Annotated in this window: 13 protein-coding genes; 10 read left to right on the forward strand and 3 right to left on the reverse strand. The window is 61.7% G+C overall.

The features are described 5' to 3' along the window. The first annotated feature begins 220 nt into the window (after positions 1-220). The 4 genes from MMB74_RS16605 to MMB74_RS16620 all read left to right on the forward strand — a co-directional run bounded on the left by MMB74_RS16605 (position 221) and on the right by MMB74_RS16620 (position 4,813). A complete protein-coding gene (locus MMB74_RS16605) occupies positions 221-1,147 on the forward strand; it encodes a LysR family transcriptional regulator (RefSeq protein ID WP_277429742.1) in 927 nt (308 codons plus the stop codon). 219 nt (positions 1,148-1,366) lie between these two features. Continuing rightward, positions 1,367-2,653 carry an MFS transporter gene (locus MMB74_RS16610; protein ID WP_277429743.1) on the forward strand — a complete coding sequence of 429 codons (1,287 nt, stop codon included), beginning with the start codon at positions 1,367-1,369 and terminating at the stop codon, positions 2,651-2,653. A gap of 45 nt (positions 2,654-2,698) precedes the next feature. Then, positions 2,699-3,799, forward strand: a complete 1,101-nt coding sequence (locus tag MMB74_RS16615; RefSeq protein ID WP_277429744.1) for a nitronate monooxygenase — start codon at positions 2,699-2,701, stop codon at positions 3,797-3,799. Positions 3,800-3,883: 84 nt separating this feature from the next. Next, on the forward strand, positions 3,884-4,813 hold the full coding sequence (locus MMB74_RS16620; protein ID WP_277429745.1) for a LysR family transcriptional regulator: 930 nt from the start codon (positions 3,884-3,886) through the stop codon (positions 4,811-4,813). Here MMB74_RS16620 and MMB74_RS16625 read toward each other — a convergent pair. Next, positions 4,804-5,268 (reverse strand): RidA family protein, encoded by a 465-nt coding sequence (locus tag MMB74_RS16625; protein WP_277429746.1) that lies wholly within the window; start codon positions 5,266-5,268, stop codon positions 4,804-4,806. The two genes, MMB74_RS16620 and MMB74_RS16625, sit on opposite strands and share 10 nt — an antisense overlap. 36 nt (positions 5,269-5,304) lie before the next feature. Then, on the reverse strand, positions 5,305-6,012 hold the full coding sequence (locus tag MMB74_RS16630; protein ID WP_277429747.1) for an SDR family oxidoreductase: 708 nt from the start codon (positions 6,010-6,012) through the stop codon (positions 5,305-5,307). Positions 6,013-6,551: 539 nt separating this feature from the next. Between MMB74_RS16630 and MMB74_RS16635 the strand changes: the two genes are divergently transcribed. The 3 genes from MMB74_RS16635 (at position 6,552) to MMB74_RS16645 (ending at position 12,331) form a co-directional block, all read left to right on the forward strand. Beyond that, positions 6,552-9,668, forward strand: a complete 3,117-nt coding sequence (locus tag MMB74_RS16635; protein WP_277429748.1) for a hypothetical protein — start codon at positions 6,552-6,554, stop codon at positions 9,666-9,668. A gap of 240 nt (positions 9,669-9,908) precedes the next feature. Next, positions 9,909-10,916, forward strand: a complete 1,008-nt coding sequence (locus MMB74_RS16640) for a fatty acid desaturase (RefSeq protein WP_277429749.1) — start codon at positions 9,909-9,911, stop codon at positions 10,914-10,916. Between the two features lie 551 nt (positions 10,917-11,467). Continuing rightward, a complete protein-coding gene (locus MMB74_RS16645; RefSeq protein WP_277429750.1) occupies positions 11,468-12,331 on the forward strand; it encodes a hypothetical protein in 864 nt (287 codons plus the stop codon). A gap of 50 nt (positions 12,332-12,381) precedes the next feature. Here the strand turns inward: MMB74_RS16645 and MMB74_RS16650 are convergent, their stop codons facing one another. Further along, positions 12,382-13,668 (reverse strand): PIG-L family deacetylase, encoded by a 1,287-nt coding sequence (locus MMB74_RS16650; protein ID WP_277429751.1) that lies wholly within the window; start codon positions 13,666-13,668, stop codon positions 12,382-12,384. A gap of 298 nt (positions 13,669-13,966) precedes the next feature. On the opposite strand from MMB74_RS16650, the gene MMB74_RS16655 reads away from it, so the two are divergent. From MMB74_RS16655 to MMB74_RS16665, 3 genes are all read left to right on the forward strand, one after another. Next, positions 13,967-15,154 (forward strand): hypothetical protein, encoded by a 1,188-nt coding sequence (locus tag MMB74_RS16655; RefSeq protein WP_277429752.1) that lies wholly within the window; start codon positions 13,967-13,969, stop codon positions 15,152-15,154. A 116-nt stretch (positions 15,155-15,270) separates the two neighbouring features. Then, on the forward strand, positions 15,271-16,086 hold the full coding sequence (locus tag MMB74_RS16660) for a hypothetical protein (protein ID WP_277429753.1): 816 nt from the start codon (positions 15,271-15,273) through the stop codon (positions 16,084-16,086). 292 nt (positions 16,087-16,378) lie between these two features. Continuing rightward, a complete protein-coding gene (locus MMB74_RS16665; protein ID WP_277429754.1) occupies positions 16,379-16,987 on the forward strand; it encodes a hypothetical protein in 609 nt (202 codons plus the stop codon). The last annotated feature ends 266 nt before the right edge of the window (positions 16,988-17,253 follow it).

Consider the following 17,253-nt stretch of genomic DNA (forward strand, 5'->3'; position numbering starts at 1 on the left):
GGAAACGGAACGGATTATGCCATGTGGGGCGGATGCGGAGCAGGCAACCCGCTGCGGCAACGCGTCCCCTCGTCGATCCTCGGACCACGCGCGGCCGGCCATCCCGGCATTTTACGTATTCCGCTAAGATCGACCGAAAACCGCCGGCCGCTGCGGCTGCGGCGCTCCATCAAACCGGTCCCCAAGCCCAAGCCCAAACCAAACCAAGATCGAACGCGCAATGGATCGAATCGACGCTATGAAGGTGTTCGTCGCCGCCCTCGACGAGGGCAGCCTCGCGGGCGCGGGCCGCCGGCTGGGCCGCTCGCCCGCGGCGGTAAGTCGTGCCATTGCGTTTCTCGAGGCGCACACGGGCACCGCGCTGCTGTACCGCACGACGCGCACGGTGCGATTGAGCGAGGCGGGAGAGCGCTACGCGCAAGCGTGCCGGCGCATCCTGTCCGATCTCGAGGAAGCGGATCTGCTCGCGGCGAACGCGCATTCCGAGCCGCGAGGCTTGCTCGGTGTGACAGCCGCCGTGGCAGTAGGCGAAGAAGTGCTGAGCCCAATCGTCGACGCTTTTCTCGACCGCCACCCCGACGTGTCGATCCGTCTGCACCTACTCGACCGGCCCGTGAGCCTGATCGATGAAGGCATCGACCTGGCATTGCGGATCGCGCATCTGCAGGACTCGACGCTCGTCGCGATTCCGGTGGGCGAGGTGAGGCGGGTGGTGGTCGCCTCGCCCGGCTACCTCGCCACGCATCCACCGATCGTGACCCCCGCCGATCTCGCCAATCACGCCATCATTTCGATGACCCATTTCGGGCTCGATTCGTGGAGCTTTCCCGCAACGCGGCGCTCGGCGCTGCCGCAAGCCGTGCAGTTCGCGCCACGCTCGATCGTCAATACGATTCGCGCGGCGCTGGCTTCCGCCGTAGCCGGGCACGGCGTCACGCGCTTGTTTTCGTACCACGTGGCAGAGCAAGTCAAGGCGGGAACGCTGAAAATCGTGCTGCGCGACAGCGAGCATGCGCCGATCCCCGTCAATCTCTTGACGCCGCATGGGCGACTTTCCGTGCCGAAGGTGCGCAGCTTCGTCGATTTCGCGGCGCCCCGCCTGCGCGACTACTTCAGCGAAGCGCGGCGAATCACAGCCGCCGATTGACCGGCTGCCGTTCGATCGATTCGCGGAAGAATGACTTACGCGCCGCGGCGATTCTCCCGCACCGCAACATCGGCTAGAGTGAGTTTCATCTTCATCGGATGCTTAATTGCATCGGACCCAAGGGAGTCGCCACGCAGCACACCGCGTTCGCTTGGGCCGCGGACGGCGGCGCAATCGATCGCGTCGGCCCGTCGGCCGGTTTTTCACGCGGAGCGCGAAATGAACTCACCAGCCTCTTCTCCAATGGTTGCGCTCATCGAGCCGCATCCACACCAGCCGCGTCCACAGCCGCTCGGCTATGCCGAACGCAACGCCCGGTATTGGCGTCGCAATCTAGCCGTCTGTGTGTTCGGCTCGTTCACGACGCTCGTGAGCCTGAGCATGCTGCTGCCGTTCTTGCCGCTCTACGTGAGGCAACTCGGCGTCGACTCGCAGTCGGCGGTCATCCAATGGTCGGGCGTCGCATTTGGGGCGACATTCTTCGGCACCGCGCTGACCGCGCCGCTGTGGGGCCGCATGGCAGACCGCTTCGGACGTAAGCCCATGCTCGTTCGCGCAGCGATCGGGATGGCCGTGGTGATGTCGTTGATCGGTGTTGCCCACAATGTTTACGAACTCGTCTCGTTGCGATTGATCGCCGGCCTGGTGGGCGGCTACGCATCGGCTTCGACGGTGATGGTAGGCACCCAGGCTCCGCACGAGCGCGCCGGATGGGCCCTTGGCATACTGTCGACGGGCGCCCTCGCGGGCAACCTCGTCGGTCCGCTGGTGGGCGGCATACTGCCGGACTGGATCGGCATTCGCGGGACGTTCTTCGCCGGTGGCGCGATGATCGCCGTCGCGGCGCTTTTGACCATCGCGCTCGTCAAGGAAGAGTTTCACCCGGAGCGCGACGCAAAAGCGCAGGCGCACGGCCACGCGGGCGCACCTGCGCGTCGCGCCAATTATGTCGTGATGGCGGCGCTGCTCGTCACGGCGATGATGGTGCTGCTCGCCAATATGTCGATCGAGCCTATCATCACCCTGTATATCGGCGGGCTCGGCGTGGGCGCCGCCCATCTTGCGCGCGTGGCGGGCGTGGTTATGGCATGCTCGGCGCTCGGGAGCATGTTGACCGCCGCCCGCCTTGGCGCGCTGGCCGACCGCTTCGGAAGTTGGCGCGTGATCATCGCTTGCCTCGTGCTGACGGGACTCGCGATGGTGCCTCAGGCCTTCGTCACGCATTGGTGGCAACTCGCCGCGCTACGCGTGCTGATGGGCATGACGCTCGCGGGTCTGTTGCCGTCCATTGGCAAGCTGGCGCGGCAATCGGTAGATGAAAGCAGGAGAGGGCGGATGCTCGGTTATCTACAATCGGCGCAATTCAGCGGCCAGGTGGTGGGGCCGGTTATCGGCGGGGTGATCGGCGTTCATCTCGGCTTGCATGCGGTGTTCTTCGTCACGGGCGCGCTGCTGATCGCTTGCGGCGCGCTTGCGCAGTGGGCGCACCGCCGCGAGCGCGCCTGACGGCGCAAACATGCTGAACTTTCCAACGGATTGGGGGAAAACGACATGAACACTCGAGCGGACAATCGTGCGTTGCTTCGCGAGCTAGGCATACAAAAGCCGATCATTCAGGCACCCATGGCCGGCGTGACGACGCCGGCGCTCGCGGCCGCGGTATCGAACGCGGGCGGCCTGGGCTCGCTCGGCGTGGCCGCGATGACGGCGGAGAACGCGCGCCGCGCGATCCATCAAACGCGGGAGCTGACCGCGAAGCCGTTCAACGTCAACGTGTTTTGCCATCGCCCGGCCACGCCCGACGCCGAGGTGGAGCGCGCATGGCTCGCTTGGCTCGAGCCCGTCTTCCGGCAATACGACGCGACGCCGCCGCAATCGCTCTCCGAGATCTATACGAGCTTCGTCGTCGATAAAGCGATGCAGGCGATGTTGCAGGCGGAGAAACCGGCCGTGGTGAGCTTTCACTTCGGCTTGCCGCCCGACGCGGTCATCGCGGAACTCAAGCATGCGGGCATCCGTTTGCTTGCGAGTGCGACCAATCTCGATGAAGCCGATGCGGCCGTGGAGGCGGGGGTCGACGCGATCGTCGCGCAAGGGATCGAAGCAGGCGGCCATCGCGGCTTGTTCGACACCACCGCGCGCGACGAGCGCCTCGGCACCTTCGCGCTGACGCGCCTTCTGGCGAGCCGATTGGAGGTGCCCGTGATTGCGGCAGGCGGCATCATGGACGGCGCGGGGATCGCCGCCGCGCTCGCGCTCGGCGCGCAGGCGGCACAACTGGGCACGGCGTTCGTCGCTTGCCCGGAAACCTCGATCGACGAGGGCTACCGCCGCGCTTTGCTCGGCGATGCCGCGCGCTCGACCACTCTCACGGCGGCCATTTCCGGCCGCCTCGCACGCAGCATCGTCAATCGCTTCACTGCGTTGGGCGAGGACCCGCAGGCCCCGCGCACGCCGTCCTACCCGATCACCTATGACGCAGGCAAAGCCCTGAATGCAGCCGCGAAGGCCAAGGGGGAGTTCGGCTACGGCGCGCAATGGGCAGGCCAGGCGGCGCCGCTTGCGCGCGCGCTGCCTGCGGGCGAACTGGTGGCGCAGCTCGAGCGCGAAACGCGAGAGAGTATCGAGCGGTTGCGATCGGTATGGGGCTGAACGGGCTCACCGTTCTCCAATTCGCGTGGGCGGCATGACAACGGATCGACGACTCGTTCGAACGGAAACAAGCAGACCAAACGCATGCAACGTAAATTCGACGATCTATTGCTGGGCAGCATCGAGCTTTTCTGCCTCGCGGCGGAATTGGGCAGCTTCACGCTGGCGGCCAATGCCGCGAGCGTCACGCCCGCGGCCGTAAGCCGATCGGTGGCGCGCCTCGAGGAGCGCCTCGGCGTGCGGCTGTTCGTCCGTACCACGCGCCAGATCCGCCTGACCGACGCCGGCCGGCGTTACTTCGAGCAGTGCAGGCTGGCCCTCTCGCAACTTGCGGACGCCGAGCGCGAAGTGACGGGGGAACAGACCACGCCGGCGGGCGTATTGCGCATCAGCATGCCTACGCCCTACGGGCACTATCGCGTGCTGCCGCTGCTACCGGCGTTTCGCGAGCGATATCCACAAGTGCAGGTCGAGACGCATCTGAGCAATCGCAACATCGACTTTGCGGAAGAGGGGTTCGATCTCGCGATACGGGGCCGCGCGCCCGCCGATTCGAGCCTCGTCGCGCGCAAGCTCGAAGACGCGGAAATGGTCGTGGTGGGCTCTCCCGCCTATCTGAAGCGCGCCGGCGTGCCGAAAACAATCGGGGACCTGCAGGCGCACGAATGCATACAGTTCGAATTGCCGAGCAGCGGGCGCCATATCGCCTGGAGCTTCGAGGGTTCGCGCGAAGAGGGCGACGTGCTGACGAGGGGAAGTTATACGACGTCGGGGGATGCGCTCGCCGGGGTAACGCTCGCGCGTGCCGGAGCGGGGTTGTTTCAAACCTATCGCTTCGTCGTAGCGGAAGACCTTGGTGAAGGCAGGCTGGTGGAGGTGTTGCGCGAAGCGGGCGGACGCACGCGGCCGTTCATTCTGCTGTATCCGCACGCACGTTATCTGACTTCGCGCGTGCGGGCTTTCGTCGACTTTCTGATGGAGGCGTTGGTCGAGCCTCCAGTGCATCAAGCCTGAACGATCTGAGCGATGACGACGAGCGCGACGGCTGCATTCGCGGGCAGTTGACTATGCGAGAACGCTGAACGCGCATGTCCCGACTTCTCGCCAAGCACGGCCGCGAAAAGGTCTGAAGCGCCATCGACGACGGCAGGCTGCTCGTAAAATCCCTCGGCGCAACTGACGTGCCCCTCGACGCGAACAATGTGATGCAGCCGCTCGAAACCGCCGAGATGCCGTGAAATCTGCGCCAGCACGTTGAGTGCGGCGAGTTCCGCGGCTTTGCGGCCCTGTTCGAGGGTCAAGTTTTCGCCGACCCGTCCAGCGAAAGCCATTTTCCCTTCTGACAGCGGCACTTGACCTGAAACGAAGAGCAGGTTTCCTGCTTCGCTGACAGCGGTGTAGCTGCCCAGCGGGTCGGGGGGGCTCGGCAATCGAAGCCCGAGCGTGGCGAGTTTCTCTTGGACGGACATGGTCGACTCCTTGGGTATCGTGCGGCGCTCGATGGCTCAATGCCCGGCGCTCTGACCGCCGTCTACGTGCAGAATTTCGCCGGTCACGAACGGGGCCGAGTCGAGATAGAGGATTGCGTTGACGACGTCGCTCATCTCGCCCATGCGCCCGACCGGGTGCAGTCCCGCGAGCGTCGCGTGCGATTCGACAGGATGCATCGGCGATTTGATCACGCCCGGCGCTACTGCATTGGCGCGGATACCCGAGCGCGCGTATTCGATTGCGAGCGAACGCGTCGCCGCGTTGAGCCCTCCCTTCGTCAACGACGCGAGCACCGACGGCACATTGCTGTTGGCCTGCTCGGCCAGCGTCGTGGTGACACTCACGATATGACCGCTGCCGTGCCTCTGCATCGCTTCTATGGCGCGCTGGGTAATGTGGAAGAAACCGTTCAGGTTGACGTTCAAAATGGCTGCATAGTCTTCGGCCGTGTACTGCGTGAACTGTTTAGCGATGAAGATGCCTGCGTTGTTGACGAGCGTATCGACGCGTCCGAAGTGTTCGATGGCGGCGTCGACCACGCGACGTGCCGTGGCCGCTTCGCCGATGTCCCCGGCGACCGCGATGTAATCCGGCTCGATTGCCGGTGTGATGGAACGTGCGTTGGCGACGACGCGATGGCCTTGCGCGCGGAACGCCTTGACGGTTTCAGCGCCGATGCCTTGCGAAGCGCCCGTGACGATGACGACTTTTGAAGTGCTCATGGTTTCTCTCACAGTTGATTGATCCGGCCGGCTGGCCGTGCGAATCGGTGGATCCGATGGAGAAGCACTGTAGGCGTATCGGCCGCGGAATCGAACACACACGGTGGACAAAGAGTCTTGCGTCGCGGGAACAAATGGAACACGTGCGGCGGCGTTCGGCTGAAGCAGATTCGGTGGCCGCTGCCCAAGCCGTGCCGATGCGAGTCCGGCCGGTCCGGTGGCCCGTCGCGCGGCCCCCCGCCCGGATACCTTTTCGTTTCGCTGAACATTCATTCGCGCGGTCGAACACTTCTTCGCCGCGCCACGGCTCACTTCGCCTCGGCCCGTGACCCCTCTGGCACGATGTCGCATCATTGCTCGCCTCGCCGCATTACCTTGAGCCAGTTGGGTTGCGGTATATCCATCGACCAGGTAAATAAATGACATTCAACATCCGCAGGGCACTCCATCTCACGAACGCCGATCAACCGAACCGACCAGCGGCCACGGACCCAACGACATCGACATCAGAGGGCGGCCCGTCTAACTCGGCGAACGTCTTGTCGGCTCTGACAAGACCATTGCGGCCACTGCAGAGCGCCCGTATTCGGAATCGCACTCCACTGAACGACGACGTTCAAACGCGCGTAACGAAAGCGCGCATCGCACGCGCACGCGACGTATTCCGTACGCTGATCGACGAGTCGAGCAACAACAAGCCGCACATCGAATCGAACGAAACATGGGTGACCGATCTGCTCGACCGGATGAAGGCTGGCAATCACCTGGTTCAAAATGGCGCGGAATACGTCAACCGCGACGGTCTCGATACCAACCACATCTACACGCGCTGGAACGAACTTTCCGGTGACACGGTTCAGGCGGCTCGCGAAGCGAAGAACTTATTCCCTTCGTTAGATATCGTCGTTCCCGGCTACCGAGGCCGCAAGCCTGACGAACGTCGACGCCTCAAGCAACTCAAAGCCGCGGACGCGATCGTATTGGCCGAAGGCGATTTGCATGCGCCACATCAGATCATCGAGGCGCTACACCATCTGCGCTCCGGTAAGGTCAAGAACACGCCGCTGGTCGTCAGCGAGCCGGTGCTCGAGTTTTACCAGCCGCTGTGGGAAGGGCTATTCGGTCCAGTTCCGCAGGACACGACGGCTAGCGCTTTCTATAAGAAGCAGCTCCAACAATGGATACGCGGCGGCAAAAACAGCGACCGCAATGCTGTGGTGCTAACGCCGAAATCTCTGTATGACATCTTTGACAGCGATATCAAGGCGGCGCAACACGCCTCGCCTCCGTCCGCAATCGCATCTGCACTTCAATCGGTCAGGCGTTCGGATCCGTTTGCCATAGAGACCGAGCAACTCGTCATCCCGCAGCTGTATATCGGGACGACCAAGGAAGACAAGGCCGAGCATTGGCGCGCCAGCATCAACGGAAAAGATGTCGACGTTCGCCTTTTGATGGAAGGCATCGACATTCTCGGCGAGCCGGAGGAGCGGCACGGAACATATATGGCCAACGCGCGCGGCACCGTCGGCGATGAACTTGCGCGCCACGCGAGGTTCGCGCGTTATCCGTGGGCGTTTGGATCGATGTCGAGAAGAGCGCACCCGCAAGCGGCGGCGAGCGCGCACCCTGTGAACTCCGGCAAGGCGCAGTCCTATATCGAAACGATTCAGCAGGTGCTGCAAGGCCAACATCGCGATTTGAGCCGAGACGCGTTTCTGCAGCGGCTGAAGTCACAGGGCGTCGATGTCGCGCGTGGGGACAAGCTCTTTTTCATGAGTGACGACCGCGGCTTCGAAGTTCCCGAGTGGGACAAAATCGAGCCGTATTTTGACGCGAAGACCAAGCAGGCAGCCCTGGCGCTCATCGCCGAGAAAGTGGGCGGCCAGGATACGAAGCTGCAGGCGGTGCCGGGTGTCGAGTCGACATGGTGGATCAATGCGGCCGGCGGCGTCGAGCAGTTGATGAAGCATTTCGCGGACGCGTTTGACGCATACGAGCAAGCGACCGGAGAAAAGCTCTCGCGTAGGACGACCAGCGTCGTTGCCGCCAGCTTGGTCGGAATGGACCTTGCGACGGGCAACGCCCAGGTGCGCAATTTCACGGGCGCTTCGACCTACGAGATCCGGCGTCCGGAGCAGGGCAAGCGCGCCGATACGACGGAGTGCTGGTTCGTGCCGATGGAGAACAATCCTGGCGGATATTCGATCCAGCAGTTCATGGATGGCGAGCCTGGCGTTCCCGACTTCGAAGCATTGCAGCCATGGGTCAAGGCAGGGCGAGCCATGGAAGCCGCAGGCCTCGTCTTTCACAACGCGCGCGGCAAAGAGCGTGTCGCCGATTATCGGATCGACTTCGCCGGCGAAGCGGATGTGGCACGCGGCCAGGCACTGCAGCGACAAGTCGACGACTATGTCGCGCAGGGGCTTCGCACAACGCCGAACAAGAGCGGGTCGGTTCAAGAAAAGGGCGGCGCCCAGCGTGCGTTGCACACGCCCTATCGCGACATGTTCGTCCGCTCGAGCTTCGACCCGTACGACATTCTCGAACGCGTAGATCGATCGGACGCGATCGTCTTCGATTCTGCGCCCTCGTCGAAGGCGGGCCAAGCCAAGCTCTTCTACGACTACTTTTCGGCGTTGGTCTTCAAGAGCCTGCATCCGGACTATGCGGGGATGCAGGTGCTGGTCAATGCCAACGATCCTCAGTTGAAGATCCTGGGCGAGTTGGTGGACGTGCAGCACACATACGGTCTCAGTCAGGAACTCGTGACGATGGCTAAGCCCTATCGCAACCAGCAAGATGCGATGAGGTTGTTGCAACGGCATTGGAACGGCTATGAACGCGTCCGCTTATCCGCCGGTGGGCCGGCGCAAGCGGAAGGCAAGTTCGATCTCGATGGCGCGATTGCAGGTGGACGCGAGAGTGCACCGCCGAGCGTGGTGGTGTTGGCCTCCGGCAAGGCGGAGCAGCCGGGACTGGTCGGCGAAGCCAAGGCGGTGGCCGAATGGATCGCGCAAAGCGGATTCGACGCGCGTACCGGTGGCGGTGCGAAGGGCTTGATGGGTGCGGTGACCAAGTACTTCAAGGCGGCGAACCATGACCTTGGCAATGACGGACGAATCGCCGGTGTCAGCACCGACATGGTCATCGGCAAGGAAACCGCGAAGAACGAGTTGCCGAAGGATCTCGACGTTCCGTATGTCACGCGCGATATCGTCTCGCGCATGGCATTGTTGTTCGGCGCCGATATGGGCGTTTTTCTGGCAGGCGGCATCGGCACCGCGCAGGAAATCGGTTTCGCGATCGCGCTGAAAGCCGCGGGTCATCCGCTGACCAAGGACAAACCGATGGTCCTGATCAATTCGCTCATGCCCGATGGCAGACGGCTCGCGGACGGCTATATGGAGTTCTTTGGCGCCGCGGACAAGTCGTTGATCACACGAGCGGAACGGATTGCGAAGGGACGGAAAATCCTGGGCGATATGGGCGTGCACGTGATCGAAGCGGGCGCCGACGACGTCGATGAAACCGTCAAGCAGGAATCGACGCGGATCGCGCAAGCTTCTGGGATTCCCTCGCGCCGCGTTCGAGGCGATTCTACAGCCGCAACATCGGCAACGTCGAGAGCGGATGCGGAAGCCGAAACGGCGTGATGATGAAAGCCGGGCGGACAACTCGCATCTGAGCGAGGCCCGGTGCACGAATGAGTATTGGGCGGGAGGCTGACGGCTCCATGCCAGCGCTCTGTGACACAGCCCGTTCGAGCTCGTTGCAAACGATGCTCAACGATGCCAAGTTCGTTCGCACTGAAACCGCTTCGCTCATAGATGCACGCCGTTTCGCTACGGCCGATATGCTCGACGCGACGATGCTTTCCTGTTTCGGAGACTAGGATGGAGCGAAACGACGAACGACTCGACGCATTCAAAACCGCCGTTACCCATCGGTGTGGCGGTGAGTCCTCGGCCTATTTCGATGCCCTGCAGCGTGAAACGCTTCACAGTTTCCGAAGATCCTGGACATGGCGAACTGAATGGCCGACGTGGCTAGTGCTTGGCGCCATCTACATGTCTTGGTTTAGCATCGCCATTCACGCGCGCAGCCTGGGACTTCCGGTGGCTGTCTTATTGCTCGCCATCGTAAGCGCCTGGTATATGTCGCTGCAGCACGAATTGATTCACGGCCATCCCACTCCCTTGGCTTGGATCAATGCACTCCTCGGCTTCGCTCCACTGGCCGTTTGGTTTCCGTACGAGATCTATCGGCGCTCGCACTTGGCTCATCACGCCACGTCGGAGCTTACCCATCCGCACCTCGATCCGGAAAGCCTCTTCGTGAGCGCGACGAAATGGCAGCAGGCCAATCGTTTCGTGCGAATGCTAATCGTCGCTCGCACCACCTTCGTGGGTCATGTGCTGATCGGACCGGCATTCAGTCTCGCCGCAACCGCACAAGGCAGTTGGCGCAGAATCAGCAAAGGCGACTTTGCGGAGGTGTCAGTCTGGATCGTGCATTTGCTAGCGTTAGCCAAGCTCGTCGCGTGGCTGAAGTTGAGCTGCGGGATTCCTGTATCGCTCTTTACCGGCGGAGTCGGCTATCCGGCCTTGTGCATTTCATCGATTCGTTCGTTTCGCGAGCATCGCTATCACCCAGACCCGGCCTGCAGAACGGTCGTCAATCGTGCCGCGCTCCCCTGGCGGCTACTCTTTCTCAACAATAACTTTCATGCGGTTCATCACCACCTCCCAGGAGTGCCGTGGTATGCGCTAGGGGTCGTTTATCGTGGCCGTGCCGACGACTATCGGCGACGAAGCGGCGAATATGTGGTCGACGGGTACCAACAATGGCTGCGGCAGTTCGCCCTCAAGCCCCGGTCACCCCTAATTCACCCTTCGGCCTAATACCGTCCGCTATCGCGCTCGTCTGCCATTTCGCGACCTCCCGTACTGCATTCGCGCATCACAGGAACCCTCTCTACCGAGAGTTTTTCTTGTCACTGCTTCGCGGCTCCACTCGCAGATTCGTAGGTCGGTACATTCCCGAGCCGACAAAGTCAGTATTGACACCCGTTGCCACGCGGCTCTCCACTTCGCGCATATCGCCGTGGTTCAGACCGCCACCACTTTAATCTTCCACCGGGACTCCGTTGCCCATGATGTCACCAATTGAACGAGGGAATTCGCCCCAGCAAGCCAATGCGACACCGCAGGTCCCGCCTTCCGACGCCCCTCAGAATGAAGCCAAAGCACGCCGCCTTCCAACCGGCCCGTTATCCGAGGCCCCACAATCGCAACCGATGAAGGCTTCGCCACGCGTCCGTTATAGCGAAACAATGGGCCAACCGAGTGCGCCGTCTCTAAGCTGGCAGCCCGTGAGGGTCGCAACTGAATTCGTGCGCATACTTCTTTCCGCTCCGCAGAGGTTAAAGGACGTTTGGTCGGAGGCGCCCGCCATGCTTCCAATCCTGCCGCAACACGAGCGAGATCGCCTCATCGACGCGGCGGTCGACATTGATTTTGGTGGAGATAGGGCACACGCCATCGCCCAACTGGTTTCCGGCGTGACTCATTTCAGCGAGGCGCAGAAAGATCGTCTGGTCGATGCAGCGCTTCAAATCGACATCATGGACAGTTCCACTGCGTTTACCACGCTCGCAAGCCGTGTGCGTCATTTGAACGAGTGTCAGCGAGATCGCATCATCACCGCTGCTAGCATGCAACATTGGCCATGGATTCGGGCATTCGCCCTTGGCACGCTAGCCCGCAATATGGCTGATTTCAGCGAACCGCAGCGCTGGCGAATCGTTGATGAAGTGCTCGGCATTGGCGAAGATCAGGCACGAGCGGAAGGGCTCGTTGGTCTCGGCGCCGCGATGCCTGCGCTGGATGCAGGGCAACAGGAGCGTGTCGTACACGCCGTGAGCGGCTTACGCGACGATTGGGCCAAAGGGACCGCGATTCGCGGCCTATCCTCCACCATGCCCGCAATGAGCGAGTCGTTGCGCGAGCACCTAGTCGATGCCACGATGGGCCTTGGCGATGGCGAGGGCAAGTCGCGTGGCATCGCTGGGCTTGCCGCTGGGAGCGCGTCTCTTAGCGAGACGCAGGGTGAGCACCTCGTTGATGCAGCATCCGGCTTGACCGAGAAATCGAACTTGGAAGCAGCGTTGACAGCCCTTGCGGACGGCGCTGCGTTCTTGAGCGAGAACGCAGTGTCGAGGATGACGGAACTAACGCTTCGATTGAAGAACGACCAGCTTAAAGCGAAGTTGCTAGCCCGTATGGTCGCTAGCATCTCACAAGTGAACCAACAGTAGAACGCTTGAGCCGACGTGGTCGTGCCGCGATTCGCCCTACACGCGCGTCGTCAATCTTCTTGCGTATTGCCCGGATACGGCCCGAGGTCGACCGTTCGTCTGCGCGGGCCAGGCAGCGGCAGGCGGCTCGCGAGCGCTTGCCGGATCGCTTTCCTAACCGATACGTTGCGTTCGAACAGCGCTTGAAATGCCTGAATCTGCGCTTGTCCGGTCTCGTCGCTGGCGATGAAGTATTCCTCGGGGCGTAGATGGTCCCAGCCGTGCACATTCTCTTCGCGCTCGCTCTCGGTGCCTTCGGTGGCCAGCGTCCCCGCGCTGTCGAGATAGACGTCGAAGCGATGAAGCGGGTTGACTTTGGCGTTCTCCGCGCGATAGGGGTGCCCGGGCGGCTGGGACTTAAACGACTGAACCAACGCTCGCACCTTCGCGCGTTGCTCGCTGCGAGACAGATCGACACGGACGCTACGCTCGGGATCGATCGGGTCGAAGCGGTCGTCGGGCGCCCATCCGGTTTCCCGTACGCCGAACACGCCGGGCGCGTCGATGCCGTAATGCTCGGCGAACTCGGCGACGGTTTCTTGCACGAGCTCATGCATCGCGCGATGAGCCTGGTGGACGGCGCCGTCTTGCGTCATCGTCAACACGGCAACCGGCCGGCGCTCGGCCAACAGGTTGATCAGTTGCTGTTTCGTTTCGAAGGTCCGCCACACGCCATCTTCGGGATCGAGCAGGTGCGCCGTGTCCTGACGTGCGCCGGGCGCGAACGGATCCAAGTCGGGGTTGCCCCGTATGGAGGTAATGGTCGAGCTTCGTCCCGCCCCCAGCTTGCGCAGGAAACGCTGCGATTCACGACCTCGCCGGTCGGCAAGCGCCGCGGGATCGGCAGGGTCTTGCTGCGAGATCGTGCCCGTGCTGCGATCGGTGACGACCTCTTTGCCGCCTTCTCCGCTCGTTGCATGCAACTCGTCGAATTGCACGCCGCGGCGAATCAACCGGCGCACGCCGCCGCTAGCGTTGGTTTCGTCATCGCGATGCGGATAAAAGCCGATCACTGCGGGCCGCTTCGGCTCCGGCTGAAGCGGCGGCCATACGATCGCCTGCGATGCGGCAGCCCCTTCAGGGCGACTTGGCGAGGCTTCTGCGGCGGTCGTATCGCCGGCTCTATCGACCGCGTTGCCAAAGGCAGCGGTCTTTCCAGCGCCCGGCGTGCGTGCCGGCATAGGAACGCCTTGCGCCGCGGCGCGCGGCTTGGCGATGGGGTCTCGCGGCGCTTGTTCGTCGTTGCTTGACTGAGCGGGGTCGATCGGATGGGGAGGTGGATTGTCACCAACGCGCATGAGGCACTCCTTTTCGCATATTGCTGCGATCTTAGAGGCGTCCGCCAGCATGCGTAACACATCACGCGAAGCGCGTCGATGATTTCCGAAGAAACGCGAAACGCGCGACAGGCGTCCGTGCAACTGGAGTGGCGAAGCGCGACGTGTGCTTCGACACTCCTTCGTTGAGCCGCAGATCGCTTCGCGCCGGTCCGCACCCCGTCGAGGACGATATCGCATCATCTCGTGCTTTGCCGCACGACCTCGGGCCATACGGTTGCGGCTTCATCCATTGATGCTCACACCTTAGGAGATACCGATGTCACACAATGTTGGATCAATGGGCCCCGCGGGATCGGGGCGAAACAACGCCTACAACGGCACGCCCACAGATCAGGCCGGTGGCGCTGCGCAAGCGCCGGAACCTCGGCGTGGGGGAATAAGCGGGTTCATTCAGGGACTGCGCGACCGGGGCAACGATGCGCCGAGCGGCGACAATCGGACAGCCAGTTTTTCCGCGAGCGGCTCGCAGGGTTACGGCATTTCGCCTCAATCCAGCGACCCCGCTCAAAACTCGGCGGGTCAGACGTCCACTGCTCGAGTGAGTTTTCTCAAGACGCCCGAGGAGCGAGTCAATTTCTATAAAAGCAACGAACTCGATCCGAGCTTCATCACGCCCGAGGAGGCCGGTTTGATCGCGGACAAGCAGCCGATCATCGTGGTAGATACGAGCGGCTCGATGGAAACCATCGTTACGAAGACGGGGCTCGACGGCGCACCGCAGGCGCCTGAGCCTCGGTTCAAAGAGCAACTCGCGAGCGGCATGCAGTTGCTGAAGATGCTGAATGCCTTCTCCAAGCAGCCGACACGGCTCTACGACCTCAAGGGCGGACAAGTCAACGAGGCATCCCCTGAAGATCCCGCGACCAGGCGCCTCTTCGAAACGATCGGCGGTGTCACGCCGCTGGCCGCGACGTTGAAGAAAATCGAGAACGACCTGAAGAACGAGGGGACTAATAAGCGCGTCGTGATTTACATTTCGACGGACGGCGACGCCACGGACGTGACCGACAGCTGGGGCTACTTCGATAAAGCCGCAAGCCGTTTGGCGTTCGAAACGCAGTTGAGACACATGATCGACGACGGTATCGTGAGCGATGACGAAGCGTACAGACGACAGGTGTACGTTTCGATCCAGTATGTTGGCGACGATGACGAGCCATTCGCGTACCCGCCCGTGCCTCCCGGATTGTCGGAAGAACAAGCCAGGCAGTTCCTGCTCGATGCGGTCCGCAGGGAAGGGAGTGCGGGAGCCTACTACGCGGCGCTGGATGATGAAAAGCGCGGCGGCATCAAGAACCTGGACGTGTTCGACGACATCGGCGCGGAAATGCGCGATGCCCAGCGCGCGGGCTATGCGCCCACGATTGGAGACTTGACGCTGAAGAAGATGGTCGGACCGCTCGTTCCGAGGCTGGACAATTTGAACGAACGGCCGCGCCAATGAAACCGGGCCCAGCGGGTCGCATACGCGCCCCCATTTGTGCACAGCCCAATCGCACTCAAACCGGCAGACTTCGGTTGCGTGGAATCGAAGCTTGCCGTTCTCACAGAGATCTGCTTATGACACGCGTTCCAGAATCGGCTGTACCGAAGCTAGTTCCTCCATCGGCCGCCGAAAGCGAGTCCGGCGTCGGCGAATCGCTCGCCGTTGTTCAGGCCGAGTCGCCAAGCGGCAATATGTCGTCGTCGCTGACTGGCCTGCCGCGATTCATTGCATCGACTCGGTCGATCTATGACGTGCAGACAGGATCGCCAAATGGTGCAGGGGACACGCAGGAGTCGGATCTGGATCTTCAATCCGAATACGAAGAGCTGCGTTACTCGCTGAGCGATGGTGCATCGCAATCGGATGAGCTGAACATCGAAGACTTCAGCCGCTTGATGTGTGTTCTTGATAAGTTGCCGGAAGAGCAAAGCCTCGAACTATTGAGCATCGTGAGCGGTTGGAATAATCAACCGCCCGCGGTGCTGGCAATCAATATCGACACGGCCTTGCGGACTCACAGGAGCCTGAGTTTAAAGCTTCGGCGCGCGTTGCTGGAGGCAGTCGCCTGCTGGGAATTCGAACGGGTTCCGTACCCGGCGCAGGCGGAGGCGTTCGACGAGATCGTTGATGCCATTAGACACCTGCCGGTGGGTGCTAGGTCAAGACCGCTTAAATCGCTCTGTCGAGCGGTTGCGGGACTGGACGAAAGGATCAGAGGCGATTGCAAACGTGCGATGTTCGATGCCATCCAGTATTTGGATCCTGTGAAGCAACGTGAGGTGTTGGAAGCGTTGGTATTGCACGGGACCGAGCCGCAAATTCACGCAGTCGAGAACCGATCGCGCGCGAATCGCCCCGAATGTTCCGCTGATCAAATTGTGCAGGGGTGAGCGAAGCAATGCGTGAGGCATTGGCGAGTGCGATGACGGCGTGTTGCGCCGAAGCGTGCTCCGCCTTCACGCAAATGCGGCCATTCGCACACCCACACATCCGTTCGTGTCTCTGCGGCGTGGGGTATGTGCGACCGTCTTAGCATGACGGGATTTTTTCCGGAGGCCGAATTTGTCTACTCCCCCGTTAGGTCCGTCACGCCCACCAAGTAGTAGCGGTTTTCCACCGACGATTTCCGGCGCCCCTGACAGTTCGACGGACGAAGTTCAAGCCTCGCCGAAGGCCACCGCAATGCAGGCCCAAGCCGATGTTTGTTTGCTTCGGTGTCCCGGCAGAGCACAGGCCAAGCCTCGTTCGATCCAAATCGCCGGCAAACGCTACAACGTTGCGTTCAAGACGAAGCAATGGACCGTTGTTACAGAGCCGGCCGCATCCACCGATGATACACATGCAAACGAGGCAGAAACCGAGGTGGCCTCGTACGCCATCGTCAATCTGAGTGAGGACGGCCGCCGCCGGTTCTATCAGGTCCTCTCAGGTCAGTTTGGAGAACCCATCATGCATCCTGAACCCGATAGGGCGCTTGCGCTACCAAGCGACGTTGCATACGTTCATGCTTCCAGCGGAGAAGCGCTGACGCCGAAGGGGAAGATTTCCGGCATTCTTTTGAAAAACGCGGCGGGCGAAATCGTTGGTCGATACAGCTTGACCAACGCGGCCGAGCAGGGCATCGGCATCAAGCTTTACGACGATGGATCGCTGACAGTCGATGGCGAAAAGTACTACCTGCGATCATTGCTCACCAAAGATAAGAACCGCATTCTCAACTTCGATGGTTTCTTTTCCGAGGAGCCGCAAGCGCAGGTCAAGGTCTGGGAACTGGCGGATCTGCCTCTCTAATCGTTAGTTGCCCAAAATTCCCTACGGCTGGGGAGATCACGCAGCAGGCATTTTTATCGATGCGACCGCCGCGCGAGTGCTACGCGTCACGCAATCGGCTCGTAGCCCATGCGGTGCGAACAAAAAGCTCTAACACCCTATGTCAAAGGCAGATACAAATGTCGCAGCGCCAGCTATTTACAAATGTCGTATGTCTCGTTGGTTTGCCGTGCAGGCAGCGTAGAAGAATGAGGGTTGAACGGGCAGGGCGCAGAAGCATCAGGTGG

This window comes from Trinickia sp. Y13, from assembly GCF_029522115.1.
Taxonomy (GTDB): domain Bacteria; phylum Pseudomonadota; class Gammaproteobacteria; order Burkholderiales; family Burkholderiaceae; genus Trinickia.

Excerpts from the sequence above, each read along its gene's own strand:
- MMB74_RS16610 (WP_277429743.1), top strand. The coding sequence starts at position 1,367 with ATGAACTCACCAGCCTCTTCTCCAATGGTTGCGCTCATCGAGCCGCAT.
- MMB74_RS16630 (WP_277429747.1), bottom strand. The coding sequence starts at position 6,012 with ATGAGCACTTCAAAAGTCGTCATCGTCACGGGCGCTTCGCAAGGCATC.
- MMB74_RS16660 (WP_277429753.1), top strand. The coding sequence starts at position 15,271 with ATGACACGCGTTCCAGAATCGGCTGTACCGAAGCTAGTTCCTCCATCG.
- MMB74_RS16655 (WP_277429752.1), top strand. The coding sequence starts at position 13,967 with ATGTCACACAATGTTGGATCAATGGGCCCCGCGGGATCGGGGCGAAAC.
- MMB74_RS16640 (WP_277429749.1), top strand. The coding sequence starts at position 9,909 with ATGGAGCGAAACGACGAACGACTCGACGCATTCAAAACCGCCGTTACC.
- MMB74_RS16625 (WP_277429746.1), bottom strand. The coding sequence starts at position 5,268 with ATGTCCGTCCAAGAGAAACTCGCCACGCTCGGGCTTCGATTGCCGAGC.
- MMB74_RS16620 (WP_277429745.1), top strand. The coding sequence starts at position 3,884 with ATGCAACGTAAATTCGACGATCTATTGCTGGGCAGCATCGAGCTTTTC.
- MMB74_RS16605 (WP_277429742.1), top strand. The coding sequence starts at position 221 with ATGGATCGAATCGACGCTATGAAGGTGTTCGTCGCCGCCCTCGACGAG.
- MMB74_RS16615 (WP_277429744.1), top strand. The coding sequence starts at position 2,699 with ATGAACACTCGAGCGGACAATCGTGCGTTGCTTCGCGAGCTAGGCATA.
- MMB74_RS16645 (WP_277429750.1), top strand. The coding sequence starts at position 11,468 with ATGCTTCCAATCCTGCCGCAACACGAGCGAGATCGCCTCATCGACGCG.
- MMB74_RS16665 (WP_277429754.1), top strand. The coding sequence starts at position 16,379 with ATGCAGGCCCAAGCCGATGTTTGTTTGCTTCGGTGTCCCGGCAGAGCA.
- MMB74_RS16650 (WP_277429751.1), bottom strand. The coding sequence starts at position 13,668 with ATGCGCGTTGGTGACAATCCACCTCCCCATCCGATCGACCCCGCTCAG.